Genomic DNA, 17,657 nt, shown 5'->3' with positions numbered 1-17,657 from the left:
TACTGACTGGCGTCTGGGGACACGACAGATCACGAGCGCGCCATCACGCCTGTCTTCGGGCAGCGTGATGGACGGGGAGCCCCACCGCCGCCTTGGGAGGGAAAAGAATGCCTGAGAACCGACGAATCGCGCCACTGGCGCGTGACACCATGGCTTACGTGCTGGCCGGTGGCCGGGGCAGCCGGCTTCTGGAACTCACCGACGCGCGCGCCAAGCCGGCGGTGTTCTTCGGCGGCAAGACCCGGATCATCGATTTCGCGCTGTCCAACGCCATCAATTCCGGCATCCGCCGGATCGGCGTCGCCACCCAGTACAAGGCCCACAGCCTGATCCGACACCTGCAGAACGGCTGGAACTTCCTGCGGCCCGGCCGCAACGAGAGCTTCGACATCCTGCCGGCGAGCCAGCGCGTCTCGGAAGACCAGTGGTATGCCGGCACCGCCGACGCGGTCTACCAGAACATCGACATCATCGAGGACTACGCCCCGCGCTACATCGTGATCTTGGCCGGCGACCACATCTACAAGATGGACTACGAGTTCATGCTGCAGCAGCACGTGGACTCCAATGCGGACGTGACGGTCGGCTGCCTGGAAGTGCCGCGCATGGAAGCCAGCGGCTTCGGCGTCATGCATGTCGACGAGAAGGACCGGATCACCGACTTCATCGAGAAGCCGGCGGACCCGCCGGCGATTCCGGGCCGGCCCGACACGGCGCTGGCCTCGATGGGCATCTATGTCTTCGAGACGCATTTCCTCATGGACCAGTTGCGGCGCGACGCCGCCGACACGACGTCCAACCGGGATTTCGGCAAGGACATCATCCCGCATATCGTCCGCCATGGCGTCGCCTATGCCCACCGCTTCAACCGCTCCGTCGTGCGCTCGGCGAACGAGCCCGACAACGAGGCCTACTGGCGCGACGTCGGGACGGTCGACGCCTACTGGCAGGCCAATATCGACCTGACCGACATCATCCCCCCGCTCGACATCTACGACCGCGACTGGCCGATCTGGACCTATGCCGAGACCGTGCCGCCGGCGAAGTTCGTGCATGACGAGGAGGATCGGCGAGGTTCCGCCGTCTCCTCGCTGGTCTCCGGCGACTGCATCATCTCCGGCGGCTCGCTGCGGCGCTCGCTGCTGTTCACCGGCGTGCGCCAGCGGTCCTATTCGATGCTGGACCATGCCGTCGTGTTGCCGCAGTGCCATATCGGCCGCCACGCCCGCATCACCAAGGCGGTGATCGACCGCGGTGTCCACATCCCGGACGGGCTGGTCATCGGCGAGGATCCGGAACTGGACGCCAAGCGCTTTCGCCGCACCGAAAGCGGCATCTGCCTGGTCACCAAGCCGATGATCGACAGGCTGTCCTACTGATGAGCCTCAGCCTGCTCTCCGTCGCCTCGGAGGTGTTTCCGCTGATCAAGACGGGGGGCCTCGCCGACGTGGCGGGGGCCCTGCCGCTGGCATTGGCCGAGCACGACATCGCCGTGCGGACGCTGATGCCCGGCTATCCGGACGTGATGCGCCAGATTGGCCCGGGCGACACGCTCTGCCGCTTCGAGGATTTGTTCGGCGGGCCGGCCGTGGTGATCGGGGCTCGACTCGGCGAGCTCGAACTGCTGGTCCTCGACGCGCCGCATCTCTACGACCGCTCCGGCGGACCCTACGTGACGGCCGGCGGCTTCGACCATCCGGACAACTGGGCTCGCTTTGCCGCCCTGTCCCGCGCCGGCGCTGCCATTGCGCAAGGTGCCATCCCCGGCTTCCTGCCGGACATCGTACAGGCGCATGACTGGCAGGCCGCCCTCACCCCGGTCTATCTCGCGGTGTCGAACCGGCCGCGGCCGAAGACGGTGGTGACGGTCCACAACCTCGCCTTCCAGGGCAGCTATCCGAGCTCGGTGTTCGATTCCCTCGGCCTTCCGGCTGCCGCCTGGTCGCTCGAGGGCGTCGAGTATTATGGCAATGTCGGCTACCTCAAGGGCGGCCTGCACGCCGCCGATCTCGTGACGACGGTCAGCCCCACCTATGCCGACGAGATCCTGACGCCCGGTGGCGGCATGGGTCTCGACGGCCTCCTGCGCGGGCGAGGCAATCGGCTCGTCGGCATTGTCAACGGCATCGATACAAGCGTCTGGGACCCCGCGACCGATCCCGTCATCGCCTGTCCTTACAGTTCCAAGGCGTTGAAGCCGCGCGCCCGCAACAAGCGGGCGCTCGAAGCCGAGTTCGGGCTGCATCGCGAGGACGGGCCGATTCTCGCGGTGGTAAGCCGGCTCACCTGGCAGAAAGGGCTCGATCTTGTCGCCGAGGCCTGTGACGCGATCGTCGCGCGCGGCGCCCGCCTGGTCGTCGTCGGCTCCGGCGAGTCGGCGATCGAAGGACAGTTCCTCGCCGCCCACGCCCGCCATCCCGACCGCATCGGCGTGCGGATCGGCTATGACGAGGCGCTGTCGCACCAGGTGCAGGCCGGCGCCGATGCCATCCTGATCCCCTCCCGTTTCGAGCCATGCGGACTGACCCAGCTCTATGGCCTGCGCTATGGCTGCCTCCCGTTCGTCTCCCGTGTCGGCGGCCTCGCCGATACGGTGATCGACGCCAACCACGCCGCGGCCGCCGCAGGCGTGGCAACCGGCGTGATCTTCGGTCCCCCGACCGGCCCGGCCCTGATGGACGGGGTCGATCGCGCCCTCAAGCTCTATGCCGACCCCAAGGGCTGGCGACGCATGCAGGTTTCGGCCATGAACGCGGACGTGTCCTGGCGCGCCAGCGCCCGGATCTACGCAGATCTCTTCCGCGATCTCACGAGAGAGTAGACTGACGATGATCGAGACGATCGCCACCAAGCCCTTCGACGACCAGAAGCCGGGCACGTCCGGCCTGCGCAAGAAGGTGTCGCATTTCCAGCAGCCGCATTATGCGGCGAACTTCCTGCAGGCGATCTTCGACGCGGTCGCGACCGGCGACGGCGACACGCTGGTGGTCGGCGGCGACGGACGCTTCTACAACCGCGAGGTCATCCTGCTGGCGATCCGCATGGCGGCCGCCAACGGCTACGGCCGCGTCATCGTCGGCCGCGGTGGGCTGCTGTCGACACCCGCCGCCTCGCACCTCATCCGCAAGCGCGGCGCCGCCGGCGGCATCATCCTCTCCGCCAGCCACAATCCCGGCGGGCCGAATGGCGATTTCGGCATCAAGTACAATATCGCCAATGGCGGCCCGGCGCCGGAGCGCATCACCGAAGCGATCTTCGCCAAGGCCTCGGCGCTGACGCGCTACCGCGTCTGGGCCGAGACGGCGCCGGACATCTCGCGCATCGGGGAGAGCCGGCTGGGCGACATGGTCGTCGAGGTGGTCGATCCGGTCGCGGACTATGCCGAACTAATGGAAAGCCTGTTCGACTTCGCCCTGATCCGCGATCTCATCGCCTCGGGCTTCACGCTGCGCTTCGACGCCATGCATGCGGTGACCGGGCCCTATGCAAGGGAGATCCTGGAGAACCGCCTTGGGGCGCCGCGCGGCACCGTGATCAACGGCGTGCCGCTGCCGGATTTCGGCGGCGGCCACCCCGATCCGAACGCCGTGCATGCCGCGGACCTGATCAAGGAAATGATGGCGCCGGACGGTCCGGATTTCGGTGCGGCCTCGGACGGTGACGGCGACCGCAACCTGATCGTCGGCAAGGGCATCGTCGTCTCGCCGTCCGATTCGCTGGCGATCCTCGCCGCCAACGCGCCGCTGGCGCCCGCCTATGCCGGCGGCATCGCGGGCATCGCGCGCTCCATGCCGACGAGCCAGGCCGCCGACCGCGTCGCCGAGAAGCGCGGCATCGGCCTCTACGAGACCCCCACCGGCTGGAAGTTCTTCGGCACGCTGCTCGACGCCGGCAAGGTGACGATCTGCGGCGAGGAAAGCGCCGGCACCGGCTCCGATCATGTGCGCGAGAAGGACGGGCTCTGGGCGGTGCTGCTCTGGCTCAACATCCTCGCGGCGCGCCGCGAGAGCGTTCGGGCCGTGGTGGAGAGCCACTGGGCCGAGTTCGGCCGCACCTTCTACCAGCGCCACGACTACGAGGAGATCGATTCCGGCGCGGCCGAGGGGCTGATGGAATCGCTGCACGACCGGCTCGCCTCGATGGCCGGCCAGCGCTTCGGCACGCTCGTCGTCTCGGAAGCCGACGATTTCTCGTACAAGGACCCGATCGATGGCTCCGTCGCCACCGGCCAGGGCATCCGCATCGTCTTCTCCGGCGGCTCGCGCATCGTGTTCCGCCTCTCGGGGACAGGCACCCAGGGCGCGACGCTCAGGGTCTATATCGAGCGCTACGAGAAGGACCCGGCGCGCCATGCCACGGCGCCGGAAATCGCGCTGAAGGAACTCGTCGACACCGCCGACGCGATCGGCGAGATCAGGAAGCGCACGGGCCGGACTCATCCCGACGTCATCACCTGATCGCAGCGACGAGCCCATGACCTACGACATCACCGCCGAGCGCGGCAGGCCGACCGCGCTCGGCGCGACGATCGATGCGGACGGCGTCCACTTCGCCGTCTATTCGGAAAATGCCGAACAGATCCATCTCTGCCTGTTCGACGAGGCGGGGAGCCTCGAAACCGACAGGCTGCCGCTGCCCGGCCGCAATGGGGGTACGCGCTACGGCTTCGTGCCGGGGCTTGCCGCCGGCGCCCGCTACGGGCTGCGGGCCGTCGGGCCGTTCGAGCCGGAGGCCGGCCACCGCTTCGACTATTCCAAGCTGCTGGTCGACCCCTATGCGGTCCAGCTCGACCGGCCGTTCGTCTACACGCCGGCGCTGACCGCGCCACCGGAGCGCGAGTTGGACAGCGCCGCCTTCGTGCCGCGGGCGGTGGTCACGGATCTGGCGCGCGACGCCGCGCCGCTGCCCTTCGCGACGCCGGGCTTCACCTACGAGATGCAGGTTCGCGCCTTCACCCAGCGCCATCCGGACGTGCCCGCCACGATCCGCGGCACCGTCGCGGCGCTGGCCGAGCCCTACCTGCTCGACCACCTGCAGAAGATCGGTGTCGAGACGGTCGAGCTGATGCCGCTTGCCGCCTGGATCGACGAAGGCCATCTGCTCCATCTGAACCTCACCAATGCCTGGGGCTACAACCCGATCACCCACATGGCGCCGGATCCGCGGCTTGCGCCCGGCGGTCTCGCCGAGATCCGCCGCACGGTCGAGGCGCTGCATGCGCGCGGCATCCGCGTGCTGCTCGACGTCGTCTTCAACCACTCCGGCGAGGGCGACGAGACCGGCCCGACGATCAGCTATCGCGGCCTCGACAATCTGCTCTACTACCGCCACCCGGAGGGCGAGCCGGCCTTCATGCTGAACGACACCGGCACCGGCAACACCATGGCGGCCGACAAGGCGCCGGTCGCCAAGATGTTCGTCGACGTGCTGCGGACATGGGTCGAGACCACGGGCATCGACGGCTTCCGCTACGATCTCGCCACCGTGCTCGGCCGCGTCGATGGCGGCTTCTCGACCGACGCACCGTTCTTCAGGATGGTCGCCGCAGATCCGCTGCTGAAGGACCGCATCCATGTGGCCGAGCCCTGGGATGTCGGGCCGGGCGGCTACCAGGTCGGCAATTTTCCCAAACCGTGGTTCGAATGGCAGGACCGGTTCCGCGACGACGTCCGGCAGTTCTGGAAGGGCGCCGGCTTCATGACCGGGGCGCTGGCGACGCGGCTTGCCGGTTCCGCCGACATCTACAACCATGACGGGCGGGCCCCGTCGGCCAGCGTCAATTACATCGCGGCGCATGACGGCTTCACCCTCGCCGACATCGTCATGTATGCCGAGAAGCACAACGAGGCCAACGGCGAGGACAATCGCGACGGCCACAACGACAATCATTCCTGGAACAACGGTGTCGAGGGCGAGACCGACGATCCGGCGATCATCGAGGCGCGCGGCAAGGACATAAGGGCGCTGCTGGCGACGTTGCTGGTGTCGCGCGGCACGCCGATGATCGTCGCCGGAGACGAGTTCGGCCGTACCCAGCGCGGCAACAACAACGCCTACTGCCAGGATAACGAGATTTCGTGGCTGGACTGGGAGAAGGCCGACCAGACGCTGATCGACTTCACCGGGCGGCTTTCCCGGCTGCGGCGCGAGCACCCGGCTCTGAGCGCCGACCGCTTCCTGACCGGCGCACCGGTCGATGACGGCGGCGTGCCGGACGTCGCGTGGCTGCGCGAGGATGGCGCGGTGATGGGCGAGGCCGACTGGGATGATGGCGAACGCCGCTTCCTCGGCATGTCGGTCTATGCGCCGTGCCGCGCGGCCGAGGACGAGAGCGAACGGGCGGTGATCTATCTGAACGCTACGCACGCGCCCGCGATGGTGACGCTGCCGTCGCCGCGCCCCGGCCATCGCTTCTGCCTGCATGTCCGTTCCGATGCGCCACAGGAGCAACCATGCGTGGTGGATGCCGGCGAGACGCTGATCGTCGAGGGCCGGTCGGTCTACGTCATGCTCGAGGAACGCGCCTGAGACAGCGCGTCGTCCACAGGCACGCGGCGCCGTCGTTTGCCCGCACCGCCTGGCCGCGATAGACACGGGACCCAGGCGGGCGACCGCGCACTCCGACCATCAGCCGAAGCCCCATGGCGATTGCCCAGCTCTCCGATGCCCTGATCGACCAGATCGCCGCCGGCGAAGTGGTCGAGCGGCCGGCGAGCGTCGCCAAGGAACTGATCGAGAACGCGCTCGACGCCGGCGCGCGGCGCATCGAGATCGCCACGGCCGCCGGCGGCAAGAGCCTCTTGCGCGTCACCGACGACGGCAGCGGCATCGCCGCCGACGAATTGCCGCTGGCGGTGCGGCGGCACTGCACCTCCAAGCTTTCCGGCGGCCTCGACGCCATCGAAACACTCGGCTTTCGCGGCGAGGCGCTGCCCTCGATCGGGTCGGTCGCGCGGCTGACGGTGAAGTCCCGCGTCGCCGGCGCGGCGGAAGCCTTCGAGATTGCCGTCGACGGGGGCCGGAGCAGCGGGCCGCGCCCGGCGGCCTTGTCGCGCGGCACGGTGGTCGAGGTCCGCGACCTCTTCCACGCCGTGCCGGCCCGGCTGAAGTTCTTGAAGAGCGACCGGGCGGAAGGCGCGGCGATCACCGAGATCGTCCGGCGCCTCGCCATTGCGTTCCCGGACGTGCGATTCGAGCTCGCCGGTCCCGACCGCACCCAGACGGTGTTCGAGGCGGTCGACGGCCGCGACAGCCTGCGGCGCATCGAGGCGGTGGTCGGCAAGGATTTCGGCGCCAACGCCATCGCCATCGCAGCAGAACGCGAAGGCGTGCAGCTCGATGGCTTCGCCGGCCTGCCGACCTTCCACCGCGGCAACGCGCTGGCGCAATATGTCTATGTGAACGGCAGGCCGGTGCGTGACCGGCTGATCCTGTCGGCGCTACGCGGCGCCTATGCCGACGTGATGGCCAGGGACCGGCATCCGGTGGCCGTCTTGTTCCTGACCATCGACCCGGCCCTCGTCGACGTCAACGTCCACCCGGCCAAGGCCGACGTGCGGTTCCGCGATCCCGGCCTGGTGCGCGGCCTGATCGTCGGCGCGATCCGCCAGGCCTTCACGGCGGCGGGCCTGCGCGCCACGACCACCGGCGCCAGCGGCCTGATGGATCGCTTCCGGCCAGACATCGCACCACCTGCGGCACCCCGTCGCTTCGACGGCTTCGCCCCCGGCGGATTCGCCTCGCCCGACCAGGCGCGCTACAGCGCGGCGGCCTCGCCTTTTCGCCCGCTGGAGAACGACGCGGTGAAAGGGTCGATCGACCGCGAAGCGCCTGCGCAGCGGTCAGACCCAATCGAAGCGGAAGCCGGCGCCGAGCGGCGCTACCCGCTCGGCGCAGCGCGGGCGCAGCTGCACGGCAATTTCATCGTCGCCGAGACCGAGGACGGGATGGTCATCGTCGACCAGCACGCGGCGCACGAGCGGCTGGTCTACGAGGCGCTAAAGACGGCGCTGCACGGCAAGACGCTCGCCTCGCAGCTTTTGCTGATCCCCGAGATCGTCGACCTGCCGGAGGACGACGCCGAGCGGCTGGCCGAGCATGCCGAGCCGCTGGGCCAGCTGGGCCTCGCGCTCGAGCGCTTCGGTCCGGGCGCGGTCGCCGTGCGCGAAACGCCGGCGATCCTCGGCCAGGTAGACTGCCGGCGGCTCATCCTCGACATCGCCGACGAACTCGCCGATCTCGGCACCGCCGGCACGCTGAAAAGCCGCATAGACCACGTCGCAGCGACCATCGCCTGCCACGGCTCGGTGCGAGCCGGGCGGGCCCTGCGCCCGGAAGAGATGAACGCGCTCCTGCGCGACATGGAGGCGACGCCGGGCTCCGGCCAGTGCAATCACGGCCGCCCGACCTTCATCGCGCTGAAGCTCGCCGACATCGAGAAGATGTTCGGCCGGCGTTGATCGCATTGCGGCCCGGCTGGACCCAGCGATTGACGCTGCGGCCGAGCCCTCATAGGACAGACGGGCAATGCCGCCGCGTGCCCGATGACGACGCGCCCGGCCGAGAAGCGGAGAATTTCGATGAACCGCATGGACAGCGGCGGCGAGGCGATCCTCAGATACGCCACGCCCGACTTCCAGGTGCTCCGCGCCGGCTCCTATGTCCGCTGCGCCGTGACCGGCGAGGCGATCCCGCTCGATCTCTTGCGCTACTGGAGCGTCGCCCGCCAGGAAGCCTATGTGGACGCCGAAGCAGCGTTCCGGCGCGAGCGCGAGACGCATCCCGGCGCCTGACCGGCCGGTTGCCGCTTCGGGCTCAGCCGTATTGACGGCGCCGGAAGGCCCGCTGCGTGTCGCGGATGATGCGCGCGCCAAGGCTCGGCGGCTGGAACCCGAGCACCACGTCCAGCACCTCGCATTCCTTCATGAACAGCCTCGTCGCCTCCCCGCCGGTCGACAGCCGCACGGCGTCCTTGCGGGTGGTGACGAGTTGCAGGCCGGATCGCCAGGCGGCGGCCGAGAGCTCGTCCATGTCGGTCTTAGAGAAGACGTGGTGGTCGGGAAAATCCCGTGTCTCGGCGATTTCCGCTCCCAGCTCCGCAAGACTGTCATAGAACTTGCCGGGATCGGCAATGCCGGCGAAGGCGAGTATCCGCATGCCGCGGAAGCGCTCGCCATCCGGCGCCACGATCGCTGCCTCGAAGACCGGCTTGTTGGCCCGCGCCGTGCGACGGATGAGCGGATCGGCCGCCGCGCCCGGACCGATCACCAGCAGCGCGTCGGCGGCGCGGATCTGGTCAATGAGCGGCGCCCGCAGCGGTCCGGCGGGGATCACCGCGCCATTGCCGAGGCCGCGCCGCGCGTCCACCGCGATCAGCGCGTAGTCGATCTGCAGATGCGCGCTCTGGAAGCCGTCGTCCATGATGATGAAATCGACGCCCCGCTCGGTGCGGAGCATCGCGGCGGCGCGCTTGCGGTCGGCGGCAACGGCCGTCGGGGCGACGGTCGCGAGCAGCAATGGCTCGTCGCCGACTTCGGCGGAGGAGTGGTGGGCGGGGTCGACGAGCACCGCTGCCCGGCCGGCGCGGCCATAGCCGCGCGACACGAAGCCGGGTGTGAAGCCTGCCGCGCGGGCAGCGTGGCCCAGCGCCATCGCCGTGGGCGTCTTGCCGCCCCCGCCGACGGTGAAATTGCCGACGCACAGGACCGGGACGCCGACATCGGCACGTTTGCCCTTCGCCAGATTGCGGCCGGCAACGCGCCCGTAGACGTAAGCCGCCGGCGCCAGCAGCCGCGCGGCGATGGACCGCTCGCGCCACCAGAACGGCGGCGTCTCGCGGTGCATCATCGCCGCCAGGCGGCCTGGCCCCGCTGTTCGAGCCCGATCGAGAGTTTCAGCGGATGCAGGAATGGCTGCAGCGCCTGCATGGTGCGCGACAGGGCGCCGCGCATCTCCTCGACCGTCTCGCCGGCGGCGACCGCCATCCGTTGCAGCGTCTTCGGCTCGTCCAGCAGCTGCTCGACATGCTCGGAGAGGGCCTCGCCGTCCCGCACGATGCGCGCGCCGCCATTCTTGAGGAGACGCTGGTAGGAGTCGCGGAAGTTCTGGACATAGCGGCCAGAGAGCACCGCCGTGCCCAGCATCGCCGCCTCGAGCGGGTTCTGCCCACCCTCACCGGCCAGCGACTTGCCGAGAAAGGCGATCTCGGTCAGCCGCAGGTAGAGGCCCATCTCGCCGGTCGTGTCGCCGAGGAAGACATCGGTGGTATGATCCGGCGTCTCGCCGCGGCTGCGCCGCGCGACGACCAGCCCGGCATCGGTGAGCAGCTTCTCGATGGCGTCGCCGCGCTCGGCATGCCGGGGCACGAGGATCGTCAGCAGCCCGGGATGGCGCTCGGCGATCCGCTTGTGGGCGGCCGCCACCAGTTCCTCTTCGCCGGCATGGGTCGACAGCGCGGCCCAACGCGGCCGGCTGCCGAACGCCCGTTGCAGTTCGGCCAGATCCTCCACCACGCAGGGGGGCGGCTCGGAGTCGGCCTTGAGATTGCCGGCGACCGTCACCGCATGCGCGCCGAGCAGGCGGAACCGCTCGCCGTCGACCTCCGACTGCGCCACGACATGGGCGAGCTTTTCCAGCAGGGCCTCGGCCATCCAGGGCGCCGCCTTCCAGCGCCGGAACGAGCGGTCCGACAGCCGGCCATTGACGAGGACCTGTGGGATGCGGCGGCGGGCGAGTTCGAGCAGCGTCATCGGCCAGATCTCGCTCTCGGCGATGATCGCGACGTCCGGGCGCCAATGATCGAGGAAGCGGCCGACCGACGGTCTCAGGTCGAGCGGGACATATTGGTGGACCGCACAGTCGGACAGGCGCTCGTCGACGAGCTTGGCCGACGTCATCGTGCCGGTGGTGACGATCACGTTGATCCCGTCCGCCGCGATCGCCCGGACCAGCGGCGTCACGGCGACGCTCTCGCCGACGCTCGCAGCGTGGACCCAGACCATCGGCCCGGTTTCCGGCCGATCGACACTGGCATAGCCGTAGCGCTCGCGACGCCGGCCGGAATCCTCCTTGCCGCGCGAAACGCGGTAGCCGACATAGGGGCCGAGCAACGGATAGGCGAGCGCCCCCGCGAACCGGTAGGCAGCCAGGGCGGCACGGGCGAGCGGATCGCTCACGATGCGCCTCGCGCCAGGCGCTCGGCGGCAAGGTTCGCCGCTTCGATCGCCTGCGTGATCTCTCGCCGCTTGGCCTCCATCACAGCCTCGTCCGCATCGTGCGGGACGTGGATCGGATCACCGACCACGACGGCGATCCGGCCGAAGGGAAGCGGCAACGCGGTCCTGTCCCAGGAGCTCTTCACGACGTAACGGCGGCTTGTCACCGCCGCGCTCGGCAGAACGGGCCGCCCGGAAATCCTCGCGAGCATGACGATACCCTGCCCCGCCTCGCGAGGCGTTCCCTTCGGCACGTCGGCGATCATGCAGACGCCCATCTTGTCGGCGAGACGTCGGCGCAGCGCGATCAAGGCCCGTGCCCCGCCCTTCTGCGACCGATCGGCGCCGGCGCGGCCGCCGGAGCCGCGCACGGTGTCGATGCCGAATCGCTCCACGACGTTGGCATTCAATTCGGCGTCGCGGCTGCGCGACAACAACGCCACATAGGGAAGTTCGACAGGGCGGAAGAACGGCGCCAGCAGATGCTGTCCGTGCCAAAGCGCGACGATGGCGGGATGCGAAGTCGTCAGGTCGCCCCGCCAGTCACTGGACCCCGGCGCCTGGCGCTGCGTCGCATGGACGAAGCGCAGGCCGGAATAGATGATCGCGCCGATGACGGACGTGGCGAGGCGACCGCGGATGACCCGGCGGAGAACCCGGCGCAGCGACTTCCGCCACCGCCTGCCGAGCGAGTGACGTTCGGGCGAACCAGCCTGCATTCCGATCCTGTCTTCGGCCATGATCTCACCCGTCATGGCGGTAGGCGCTCGGGGCAAAAGGGTCGGTCACGCCTGGCCTGGGCTCAGCAGCCGGTGCATGTGAACGATGAAATAGCGCATCGAGGCGTTGTCCACGGACTGTTGTGCCTTGCTGCGCCAGGCCGAGAGAGCCGAGGCGTAGTCCGGGAAAATTCCGACGATATCAAGGCTTTCCAGATCCTTGAACTCGACCGCCCGCAGGTCCTTCAGCTCGCCGCCGAAGACGAGATGGAGAAGCTGCTTCGGCGCTTGATCTTCCATGGCGACAATCCTCGCTCAGGTCTCTTCGGTTCGATCCGGTATCACGCCTGCGAGCCGGCGCACCCGATCTCGGGCACTCAGCGACGACGCGATCAACAGGCCATGCCTCTTGCCATGGCTTCTGTAAAGGCTGGCGTCGCCATGTCGATCGGACAAGAGCCCGCCTGCCCGCTCGATCAGCAAGTCGGCGGCGGCGATGTCCCAGTCGTTGGCACGCGGACGCACGAGCGTGCCGTCGATCCGGCCCGAGGCGACGAGCGCCAGGCGATAGGCCAGCGACGGTACGGCCTTCTCGAGAAGCACCGTGCTCCCGGCCGCTTCGTGCAGACGCTTGCGCATGCTGTCGGGAACCGCAAGCCGGAGGGCATCTTCCGGGCCGGGTGAGGAAACCGCGCAGACGGCACCGTTCATCCGCGTCGGCGTGTCGGCCGTCACCTCGAAATGCTCGCCCAGCGCGGTCGCCGCGATCACGCCGGCGACGGGCCGCCCGTTCTCAACCACCGCCACCGAGACGCACCAGGTGTCCTCGCCGCGCAGGAAGGCCCTCGTGCCGTCGATCGGATCCACCACGAAGAAGCGCGCCGACCCGACGTCGCGCATGTCGGCGGACACCATCTCCTCCGACAGCCAGCCATAGTCGGGCCGCGCGTCCAGCAGGGTCTGCTTCAGCAGTGCATCGACGGCGTAGTCGGCCTCGCTGACCGGCGAGTTGCCTTCCTTCCACCAGACCTTGGGATCCTGCCGGAAATATCGCATGGCAAGGTCGCCCGCGGCCTTCGCCGCCCCGCTGATCAGCGCCAGGTCTTCGGAGAAGCCGGTCAAATCACCGCCCTGCCACGGTCATCGAATCGATCCGAAGCGTCGGTGCCACGATCGAGAAGCGTTCGTCGCGATCGTTGGCGGCGGTCAGCGACAGCAGCATGTCCTTCAGATTGCCGGCGATCGTCATTTCCGAGACCGGGGTGGTGATCTCTCCATTCTCGATCAGGTAACCCGAGGCGCCACGGCTGTAGTCGCCGGTGACGAGGTCGGCACCATGGCCGATCAGTTCGTCGATGTAGAGTCCCGAGAAGGTGTCGCGGACGAGTTCGCCCGGCGTCATCGTTCCGGGGGAGACGATCACGTTGCTGGAAGAGGGGGAGACACCGCCCGCCGAGCGCGAGGCCCTGCCATTGGTCTCAAGTCCGAGTTCGCGAGCCGTCGCCGAGTCGAGGATCCAGTTTTCGAGAATGCCGTCGCGCACCAGGCTGAGCGTCTCGCCACGCACGCCCTCGCCGTCGAAGGGCCGCGACCCCGGCCGGCGCCGCAGCAGCGGCTCGTCGGTGACGGTGAAGGAGGCGGGCAGTACCGCCGAGCCCATCCGGTCCTTGAGGAAGCTGGTGCCGCGGGCGATCGCCGCGCCATTGATCGCAGAGACGAGGCTGCCGATCAGACCGCGGGCGATGCGCGGATCGAAGATCACCGGGTAGCGCCCGGTCGGCACCTTGCCGGGAGCGAGGCGGCGAACGGTCCGCTCGCCGGCGCGCCGGCCGATCGCGGCGGGTATATCAAGATCGGCGGCGTGGATTCGCGAGTCGAAATCATAGTCGCGCTGCATGCCGACGCCCTCGCCGGCGATGACGCTGACCGAGCGGGAGAAGCCGGAACGCATCCGCTGCCCGGCAAAGCCGGTGGAGGTCGCCAGCACCAGCCCCGAAGCACCGGCGGAGACCGAGGCACCGCCGGAGTTCGTCACGCCGGCGACGGCACGGGCCGCATCTTCCATGGCCATTGCCTGGTCGACCATATCGGGTGCAGCGATGTCCGTCGGATCGTAAAGATCGAGGTCGAGATCGTCCCTGGCGAGTCGCGCGGGATCGGCGAGACCGGCGAAGGCATCCTCCGGCGACACCTTGGCCATGGCGACGGCCCGCTCGGCCAAGCGCTCGATGTCGGCGGCGATGTCTGCCGAAACGGTGGCGACGCGGCGCCCGACGAACACCCGGAGGGCGATCCCTTCGCTCTCGGCGCTTTCGGTATCCTCGACCTTGCCGAGGCGTACCGACGCGGAGCGGCCGAAAGAGCGCATCACGGCCACGTCGCTCGCGTCCGCTCCGGCCTTTCGCGCGGTCTCGATGAGCCGCTCGGCGACCGTCAGGAGCCGCGCCGTGTCATTGTCCATGATTGTGCCTGCTGGTTTTCGTCTGGAGACCATCTATTGTGCGACGCGACGCCCATCAAGATGCGGGGTTGCGACAGCGGCCCCTCGGTCGCCCCCCACCCGCGCCTTTACGAGCACCCGCTTGGAAGCATCCACACCCCTCTTCCTGGAGATCTTGATCCTTCTCGGCGGCGGCATCGTCGCTGCGACGCTGTTCAAGTGGATCGGACTGGGAACCGTGCTCGGCTATCTCGCCGCCGGCATCGTCATGGGCCCGGTGCTGCGGCTCGTACTGGACGGCGAGGAAGTCCTCCACGTCGGGGAATTGGGGGTCGTATTCCTCCTGTTCATCATCGGGCTGGAGCTGAAGGCAGGCCGTCTCTGGGCGCTGCGTCGGCAGATCTTCGGGGTGGGCCTCGCGCAGGTGCTGGTGACGGGACTGGTGCTCGGCGCGGCGGCCTACGCCTTCATGTCGGCCTGGCAAGCGGCCATCGTGATCGGCTTCGGTCTTGCTCTGTCGTCCACGGCCTTCGGGCTGCAGCTGCTCGAAGAGGCGGGCGAGACCAACACCCGCCACGGCGAGACCAGTTTCTCGGTACTATTGTTCCAGGATCTGGCGGTGGTGCCCCTGCTCGCGGTTTTGCCGTTCCTGGCGCCGTTCGCGCAGGGGGCCGGCTTCGATCCCGTGCGGGTCGCGATGTCGATCGGCGCCGTCGTCGCCCTCGTCCTCGTCGGACGCTACTGCCTCAACCCACTGTTCCGCATCGTCGCGACGTCCGGTGCGCGCGAAGTCATGCTCGGGGCGGCCCTGCTCGTCGTCCTCGGATCGGCGCTGCTGATGGCGGCTGCCGGCTTCTCGATGGCGATGGGCGCGTTCATCGCCGGCGTGCTGCTGGCCGAATCCACCTACCGGCACGAGCTGGAAGCCAATATCGAGCCGTTCCGCGGATTGCTGCTCGGCCTGTTCTTCATCGGCGTCGGCCTGTCGGTGGATATAGCGGGCATCATCGAATACTGGCTCGCGATCCTCGTCGCGACGCCGCTCCTGATGATCGTCAAGGCTGCCCTGCTCTACGGCCTGGCTCGAGCTTCCGGCGAGTCGCATGCGACGGCGGCCCGGGTATCGGCGTTGCTGGCCCAGGCCGGCGAGTTCGGGTTCGTACTGTTCAGTGCTGCCACCGCGGTGGGGATCTTCTCGGTCGAGACCGCCTCGCTCCTCATCGCCATCATCACCCTCTCGATGGCGCTGACACCGCTGGCCACCTATCTCGGCCAGCTCGCGACGCGCGAGAGCGAGGCGGAGACCCTCGAGGAGAACTTCGACGGCGCCGGCTCGGAGGTCCTGATGATCGGCTTCTCGCGCTTCGGCCAGATCGTCGCCCAGGTACTGCTGTCCAGCGGCATCGACGTGACCATCCTCGATTCCTCGGCCGAGCGCATTCGCAACGCCACGCTTTTCGGCTTCCGCATCTATTTCGGCTCCGGGATGCGCAAGGAGGTGCTGGAGGCTGCCGGCATCCGCAAGGCGCGACTCGTCGCCGTCTGCACCAACAAGCGGGAAACCACGGACCGCATTGTTGATCTGATTCGATCCGAGTTCCCCAATGTCAGCCTCTACGTGCGTTCGTACGACCGTGCCCACGCGCTGTCGCTGCGGGCGCGCGGGGTGGACTTCGAGATCCGCGAGACGGTGGAATCGGCTCTGGTCTTCGGCGGCGAGACGCTGACCGGGCTCGGCATCGACGACTCGCTGGCGGAACGCATCGTCGAGGACGTGCGAGCGCGCGACATCGAACGGCTGAAGCTGCAGGAGGTCGAGGGCCTCTATGCCGGCAACGACATGATGACGACTCGACCGGTGACACCCGAGCCGCTGATCAAGCCGCGGCAGATAGCCTCACCGGCCAAGCCGCTGCCGGACAACGATGAACCGCGACAATCGGAGGAAATGGGCAACCTCTCGCGCCGTCGGCGACGGGTTCGGCGCTTTTCGCTGAAGCATCTCACCGACTACAAGCCGCGGCCGGACTGACCGGAGCGGCCGCGCCCTCACGCCCGGCCAACGAAACGGCGCGGAACAGCCAGGAACCATGGCGTTTTGGGCGGCGTTCACGCGATGACCATTCCGGTCCTGGTACGCGCCTTCCATGAACCTGAAACTTGCCCAACATGCCGAACGCTTCGGTCTGACAATGGTGGACCCTGAGCTGTTCGCGATCGAGCGGCGCCGCAGCGGCAAGGGTCACAAGGTGTGCTTCAGCAGCGGCGAGAAGGTGATCGACAAGCGCTTGAAGGCGCGCATCAAGGCGCTGGTCATCCCGCCGGCCTGGACCAACGTGCGGATCTGCGTCGAGGAGAACGGCCACATCCAGGCGATCGGCCGTGACGAGAAAGGCCGGCTGCAATATCGCTACCACGACGATTGGGTAAACGTCCGCAATGCCGTCAAGACCGAGCGGCTGCTGCGCTTCGGGCGCGCCCTGCCGCGACTGCGGCGCCGGATCGCCAAGGATCTGCGCCGCCGCACGGTCGACCGGCTCAGCACCTCCGCCGTCGCGACGCGGCTCATCGACGTGGCGGCCATGCGCCCCGGACACGAGAAATACGCCGAGGACGGCGGCCGCGGCGTCGCCTCGCTGCGCAAACAGAACCTGCGCATCGTCAAGAAGGTGGCGGTGTTGAAGTTCGTCGGCAAATCCAACAAGGAGAATCGCATCGAGATCGCCGACAAGGCGCTCGTGCGTTCGCTGCAGCGCGTGCGCGAAGGCAAGGGGCAGCGCCTGTTCAGGTTCCCGGATGCGAAGAAGAAGCAGCGCGAGCTGACCGCCAACCTGCTCAACGAGTATCTGCGGGAAGCCGCGCAGGCGCGCATCTCGGCGAAGGATTTCCGCACCTTCCACGGCTCCGCCGAGGCGCTGCGCTATCTGATCGAGGAAACCGAGGGCGCCGATACCGACTCCAAGCGCAAGCGTGCCGTCGCCAAGGCGATGCGCTCGGTTTCGCAGGTGCTGCGCAATACACCGGCGGTTGCGCGCTCGTCCTACGTCCACCCGGAGATCGTCGAGGCTTTCGAGGCCGAACGGCTGCCGAAGGATCTCTTGAAGGGCCGGCAGCGGGAAGGTCTGACGCGGGTCGAGACGGGGCTGATGCGGTTCCTGGAAGAAGTGGCGCGGCAGGCCGAATGACGTGCCCGGTGCCCCGCCATGCCTTCGGCAAGCATGGCAGCCCGGACCGTGAACCTGCCGTGACATGAGCAGCGGGGCCCGAAGGCCCCGCCATAACCGT

Annotated in this window: 14 protein-coding genes; 8 read left to right on the top strand and 6 right to left on the bottom strand. The window is 68.4% G+C overall.

Annotation, left to right across the window (positions count from 1 at the left end; all coding sequences use genetic code 11):
- The first annotated feature begins 107 nt into the window (after nucleotides 1-107).
- The 6 genes from glgC (at nucleotide 108) to GGR03_RS09630 (ending at nucleotide 8,792) form a co-directional block, all read left to right on the top strand.
- Complete coding sequence (gene glgC, locus GGR03_RS09655) at nucleotides 108-1,379, top strand: glucose-1-phosphate adenylyltransferase (protein WP_183207420.1); 1,272 nt, start codon at nucleotides 108-110, stop codon at nucleotides 1,377-1,379.
- On the top strand, nucleotides 1,379-2,821 hold the full coding sequence (gene glgA / locus GGR03_RS09650; protein WP_183207419.1) for a glycogen synthase GlgA: 1,443 nt from the start codon (nucleotides 1,379-1,381) through the stop codon (nucleotides 2,819-2,821). The genes glgC and glgA overlap by 1 nt, the downstream gene beginning before the upstream one ends.
- 7 nt (nucleotides 2,822-2,828) lie before the next feature.
- Nucleotides 2,829-4,457, top strand: coding sequence for an alpha-D-glucose phosphate-specific phosphoglucomutase (locus GGR03_RS09645; RefSeq protein ID WP_183207418.1), 1,629 nt, complete (start codon nucleotides 2,829-2,831; stop codon nucleotides 4,455-4,457).
- Between the two features lie 16 nt (nucleotides 4,458-4,473).
- Entirely contained in the window at nucleotides 4,474-6,528 is a 2,055-nt protein-coding gene (gene glgX / locus GGR03_RS09640) for a glycogen debranching protein GlgX (protein WP_183207417.1), read from the top strand.
- Between the two features lie 113 nt (nucleotides 6,529-6,641).
- Complete coding sequence (gene mutL, locus GGR03_RS09635) at nucleotides 6,642-8,459, top strand: DNA mismatch repair endonuclease MutL (RefSeq protein ID WP_183207416.1); 1,818 nt, start codon at nucleotides 6,642-6,644, stop codon at nucleotides 8,457-8,459.
- Nucleotides 8,460-8,579: 120 nt separating this feature from the next.
- The gene (locus GGR03_RS09630) at nucleotides 8,580-8,792 is read left to right on the top strand and encodes a DUF2093 domain-containing protein (RefSeq protein WP_210292072.1); all 213 of its coding nucleotides are present in this window, start codon (nucleotides 8,580-8,582) and stop codon (nucleotides 8,790-8,792) included.
- A 22-nt stretch (nucleotides 8,793-8,814) separates the two neighbouring features.
- On the opposite strand, the gene lpxK is transcribed toward GGR03_RS09630, so the two are convergent.
- From lpxK to GGR03_RS09600, 6 genes are read right to left on the bottom strand one after another with little or no spacing between them, the layout of a single operon-like run.
- On the bottom strand, nucleotides 8,815-9,843 hold the full coding sequence (gene lpxK / locus GGR03_RS09625; protein ID WP_246367785.1) for a tetraacyldisaccharide 4'-kinase: 1,029 nt from the start codon (nucleotides 9,841-9,843) through the stop codon (nucleotides 8,815-8,817).
- A complete protein-coding gene (gene waaA, locus GGR03_RS09620) occupies nucleotides 9,843-11,174 on the bottom strand; it encodes a lipid IV(A) 3-deoxy-D-manno-octulosonic acid transferase (RefSeq protein WP_183207412.1) in 1,332 nt (443 codons plus the stop codon). The genes lpxK and waaA overlap by 1 nt, the downstream gene beginning before the upstream one ends.
- Nucleotides 11,171-11,953 carry a lysophospholipid acyltransferase family protein gene (locus GGR03_RS09615; protein WP_246367783.1) on the bottom strand — a complete coding sequence of 261 codons (783 nt, stop codon included), beginning with the start codon at nucleotides 11,951-11,953 and terminating at the stop codon, nucleotides 11,171-11,173. Before GGR03_RS09615 ends, waaA begins: the two co-directional genes overlap by 4 nt.
- A gap of 45 nt (nucleotides 11,954-11,998) precedes the next feature.
- On the bottom strand, nucleotides 11,999-12,232 hold the full coding sequence (locus tag GGR03_RS09610) for a DUF4170 domain-containing protein (RefSeq protein ID WP_183207408.1): 234 nt from the start codon (nucleotides 12,230-12,232) through the stop codon (nucleotides 11,999-12,001).
- Nucleotides 12,233-12,247: 15 nt separating this feature from the next.
- Nucleotides 12,248-13,054, bottom strand: coding sequence for a 3'(2'),5'-bisphosphate nucleotidase CysQ (locus GGR03_RS09605; protein WP_246367781.1), 807 nt, complete (start codon nucleotides 13,052-13,054; stop codon nucleotides 12,248-12,250).
- Nucleotide 13,055: 1 nt separating this feature from the next.
- Nucleotides 13,056-14,393 (bottom strand): TldD/PmbA family protein, encoded by a 1,338-nt coding sequence (locus GGR03_RS09600; protein WP_183207407.1) that lies wholly within the window; start codon nucleotides 14,391-14,393, stop codon nucleotides 13,056-13,058.
- A gap of 121 nt (nucleotides 14,394-14,514) precedes the next feature.
- Here GGR03_RS09600 and GGR03_RS09595 point away from each other — a divergent pair, with 121 nt between their 5' ends.
- Both GGR03_RS09595 and GGR03_RS09590 read left to right on the top strand, forming a co-directional pair.
- The gene (locus tag GGR03_RS09595; RefSeq protein ID WP_246367779.1) at nucleotides 14,515-16,404 is read left to right on the top strand and encodes a monovalent cation:proton antiporter-2 (CPA2) family protein; all 1,890 of its coding nucleotides are present in this window, start codon (nucleotides 14,515-14,517) and stop codon (nucleotides 16,402-16,404) included.
- 115 nt (nucleotides 16,405-16,519) lie between these two features.
- Nucleotides 16,520-17,557 carry a DNA topoisomerase IB gene (locus tag GGR03_RS09590; protein ID WP_183207406.1) on the top strand — a complete coding sequence of 346 codons (1,038 nt, stop codon included), beginning with the start codon at nucleotides 16,520-16,522 and terminating at the stop codon, nucleotides 17,555-17,557.
- The last annotated feature ends 100 nt before the right edge of the window (nucleotides 17,558-17,657 follow it).

Source organism: Aurantimonas endophytica, assembly GCF_014196845.1.
GTDB lineage: Bacteria > Pseudomonadota > Alphaproteobacteria > Rhizobiales > Rhizobiaceae > Aurantimonas > Aurantimonas endophytica.
This window is presented reverse-complemented; position numbering and strand designations above follow the sequence as displayed.

Excerpts from the sequence above, each read along its gene's own strand:
- GGR03_RS09615 (WP_246367783.1), bottom strand. The coding sequence starts at position 11,953 with ATGGCCGAAGACAGGATCGGAATGCAGGCTGGTTCGCCCGAACGTCAC.
- GGR03_RS09645 (WP_183207418.1), top strand. The coding sequence starts at position 2,829 with ATGATCGAGACGATCGCCACCAAGCCCTTCGACGACCAGAAGCCGGGC.
- glgC (WP_183207420.1), top strand. The coding sequence starts at position 108 with ATGCCTGAGAACCGACGAATCGCGCCACTGGCGCGTGACACCATGGCT.
- glgX (WP_183207417.1), top strand. The coding sequence starts at position 4,474 with ATGACCTACGACATCACCGCCGAGCGCGGCAGGCCGACCGCGCTCGGC.
- GGR03_RS09610 (WP_183207408.1), bottom strand. The coding sequence starts at position 12,232 with ATGGAAGATCAAGCGCCGAAGCAGCTTCTCCATCTCGTCTTCGGCGGC.
- GGR03_RS09630 (WP_210292072.1), top strand. The coding sequence starts at position 8,580 with ATGAACCGCATGGACAGCGGCGGCGAGGCGATCCTCAGATACGCCACG.
- mutL (WP_183207416.1), top strand. The coding sequence starts at position 6,642 with ATGGCGATTGCCCAGCTCTCCGATGCCCTGATCGACCAGATCGCCGCC.
- GGR03_RS09590 (WP_183207406.1), top strand. The coding sequence starts at position 16,520 with ATGAACCTGAAACTTGCCCAACATGCCGAACGCTTCGGTCTGACAATG.
- lpxK (WP_246367785.1), bottom strand. The coding sequence starts at position 9,843 with ATGCACCGCGAGACGCCGCCGTTCTGGTGGCGCGAGCGGTCCATCGCC.
- GGR03_RS09600 (WP_183207407.1), bottom strand. The coding sequence starts at position 14,393 with ATGGACAATGACACGGCGCGGCTCCTGACGGTCGCCGAGCGGCTCATC.
- glgA (WP_183207419.1), top strand. The coding sequence starts at position 1,379 with ATGAGCCTCAGCCTGCTCTCCGTCGCCTCGGAGGTGTTTCCGCTGATC.